The 2,751-nt window shown below is 63.0% G+C and carries 3 protein-coding genes; 1 reads left to right on the forward strand and 2 read right to left on the reverse strand.

Annotated features, from left to right (window positions below; genetic code table 11):
* Both VJ811_RS09400 and VJ811_RS09405 read right to left on the reverse strand, forming a co-directional pair.
* On the reverse strand, window positions 1-1,194 hold a 1,194-nt coding region (locus tag VJ811_RS09400; protein ID WP_324072013.1), incomplete at its 3' end, for a TonB-dependent receptor.
* A gap of 91 nt (window positions 1,195-1,285) precedes the next feature.
* Entirely contained in the window at window positions 1,286-1,456 is a 171-nt protein-coding gene (locus VJ811_RS09405; RefSeq protein WP_324072014.1) for a YezD family protein, read from the reverse strand.
* Between the two features lie 204 nt (window positions 1,457-1,660).
* On the opposite strand from VJ811_RS09405, the gene VJ811_RS09410 reads away from it, so the two are divergent.
* On the forward strand, window positions 1,661-2,665 hold the full coding sequence (locus tag VJ811_RS09410; protein ID WP_324072015.1) for an NAD(P)H-dependent flavin oxidoreductase: 1,005 nt from the start codon (window positions 1,661-1,663) through the stop codon (window positions 2,663-2,665).
* The last annotated feature ends 86 nt before the right edge of the window (window positions 2,666-2,751 follow it).

A 2,751-nucleotide genomic window follows, 5' to 3' on the forward strand; every position in this document is an offset into this window, starting at 1 on the left:
GATCACGAAATCGAAGCGGTCGCCGGTGTAATTATAGCGCAGTTCCTGCGTATACTGGTCCTGCTGCGACGGGTTCTGCGACTTGGTGACGATCGGCAGGCCGGTGAAATCGCGGTCGTTTTCGGGCTGCCAGTCCCAATAACGCCACGCGGTGACCGAGGTCAGCGTGCCGGGGCCGATGTCCCATTTGACGCGCAGCGCCGCGCCGCCGATCTCGTTGCCGGCATTGAGGTTCGCGTCGAGGTCGGTCAACCGGTCATAGGGGTTGGTGCTGGGCACCGCATAGCCCTGCGCCGCGGCGAGCGCGGCATATTGGCGGCTGAGCGGACGCTGCGTCGCCCCGGTGCGGACGAAGACCGAACTGCAACACACCGCGTCCTGCCTGTTCCAGTCGCCCGAAAGGGTAACGCTGAGGTCGTCGTTCGGCTGCCACAGCAATTGCCCGCGAATGCCGATATTGTCCTGGCTCTGGGTCCAGCGGTCGCTGGTGACGTTATAGATGGTGCCGCGGCGGCTGGTCAACGACACCGCGATGCGCGCGGCGAGCTTGTCCGACAGCGGACCCGAGATCGCAGCCTTCGCCTGCTTGAAATTGAAATTGCCGATGCTGACCTCGGCCTTGCCCTCGAAATCGAAGGTCGGCTGGTTGGTCGTGATGTTGATCGCGCCCGCCGTCGTGTTCTTGCCATAGAGCGTGCCCTGCGGCCCGCGCAGCACCTCGATCTGCGCGACGTCGAGGAAGTCGAAGGTCGAGGAAGCGACGCGTGAATAATAGACGTCGTCGACATAGATGCCGACGCCCTGCTCGATCCCGTCGTTGGTCAGGCCGAACGGCGCGCCGATGCCGCGGATGTTGACCGCGGTGTTGCGCGGGTTCGACGAGTAGAATTGCAGCGTCGGAGCCAGCTGGGTCAGGCGGCCGACGTTGAAGCTGCCCGTATTATCGATCTGTTCACCATCGACGACAGAGATGGCGATCGGTACATCCTGCGCGGTTTCCTGACGGCGGCGCGCGGTGACGATGATTTCGCCGCCATAGCTGCCGCCCTCGGCCTGCGCTGCGGCATCGTCGGCGTCGTCGGACACCACAGCCTCAGCGGCCGCGGCGGGCGTCGCTGCGCACGCGAGCAAGAAGGACAAGCTAAGCGACGAGGCCCGCACGCGGCGGCGGACCGAAGGATATTTCGCAGTCATGGGTCATTTCCTGTTGCAAAAGAAATCACCACATCCGGCGGTCCGGTCTGCGGCAGGAGGGGACGCATGTCCCCGTTGGGAGCCCAAAAATTCAATTGGGGTAGCGGTGCCGCTCGGTCACATCGACCTGCACAAGACGCCCCTCATGTACGGTCAGCTGGATCGCACCGAACTTCAGCTTGTCGAGTGCGTCGAGCACCGTCTGAATGGCGCGCGGCACGTCTTCGGAGCCGCCTTTGGCGACTTCGTTGATAGCGCTCATGATATTTCCTTTCCCTCGTGGATTCGCCGGCCAAGCATATGCCAAGTGATTTAGTAGACAATGATTGATTTGCTTTCTGCGCCGAAAGGTTGGGTTGTTGCGCCAAATGGACCGCGCCGAACGGATTCAGGCGTGCGACGGGAGGACCGACGCAACGACGCTGGGGATTGCGCGCGAGTCCCAGTGCTGGCAAAGGCTGGCTCAATGAGCAAAATTAACGATCTGATGGCCCGCGGAACCGAACTTCTCGGCAGCGACTACGCCATTCTCTGCGGTGCGATGAGCTGGGTTTCCGAACGCCATCTGGTCAGCGCGATCAGCAATGCCGGTGGGTTCGGCGTGATCGCGTGCGGCGCGATGACACCTGAGCTTCTCGATACCGAAATCGCGGCGACCAAGGCGCTGGCAAAGCGCAATTTTGGCGTCAACCTGATCACCATGCACCCGCAGCTCTTCGACCTGATCGACGTGTGCGCGAAGCATCAGGTCGGCCATGTCGTGCTCGCGGGCGGGTTGCCGCCCAAGGGCAGCCTCGAGGCGATCAAGGCATCGGGCGCGAAGGTCATCTGTTTCGCCCCGACGCTTGCGCTCGCGAAGAAGCTCGTCCGTTCGGGCGTCGATGCGTTGGTGATCGAGGGGATGGAGGCCGGCGGCCATATCGGCCCGGTGTCGACGAGCGTGCTGGCGCAGGAAATCCTGCCCACCCTGGCCGATGAAGTTCCGGTCTTTGTCGCGGGCGGGATCGGCCGCGGCGAGGCGATTGCCGCCTATCTCGAGATGGGCGCATCGGGGGTCCAGCTCGGCACACGCTTCGTCTGCGCGACCGAGAGCATTGCGCACCCCAATTTCAAAAAGGCATTCATGCGCGCCTCGGCACGCGAAGCGGTCGCGAGCGTCCAGATCGACCCGCGCCTGCCGGTCATCCCGGTCCGCGCACTCAAGAATGCGGGGACCGAGGCCTTCACCGCCAAGCAGCGCGAAGTCGCGAACAAGCTCGACAAGGGCGACGTCGACATGATGGAAGCGCAGCTGGAAATCGAGCATTATTGGGCGGGCGCGCTGCGCCGCGCGGTGATCGACGGCGACGTTGAAAATGGTTCGTTAATGGCAGGGCAATCTGTCGGCATGGTATCCGAAGAAGAGAGCGCCGCAGCAATCGTCGCATCTCTGGTGCAACAGGCCGAAGCGGCGTTGCACGCTCGGGGTTGATCCCGCATAATATGCGGATGGGGAGTGGGTCATGAATTTGTCGCGTAAGATCATCGTAGCCGGTCTGCTGGCGAGCGTCGCCGCCT

The sequence above is a fragment of the Sphingopyxis sp. genome (assembly GCF_035250425.1).
Taxonomy (GTDB): Bacteria; Pseudomonadota; Alphaproteobacteria; order Sphingomonadales; family Sphingomonadaceae; genus Sphingopyxis.

Bases quoted from the DNA above. Each gene is read 5' to 3' on its own strand.
- VJ811_RS09405 (WP_324072014.1), bottom strand. From the start codon at position 1,456: ATGAGCGCTATCAACGAAGTCGCCAAAGGCGGCTCCGAAGACGTGCCG.
- VJ811_RS09410 (WP_324072015.1), top strand. From the start codon at position 1,661: ATGAGCAAAATTAACGATCTGATGGCCCGCGGAACCGAACTTCTCGGC.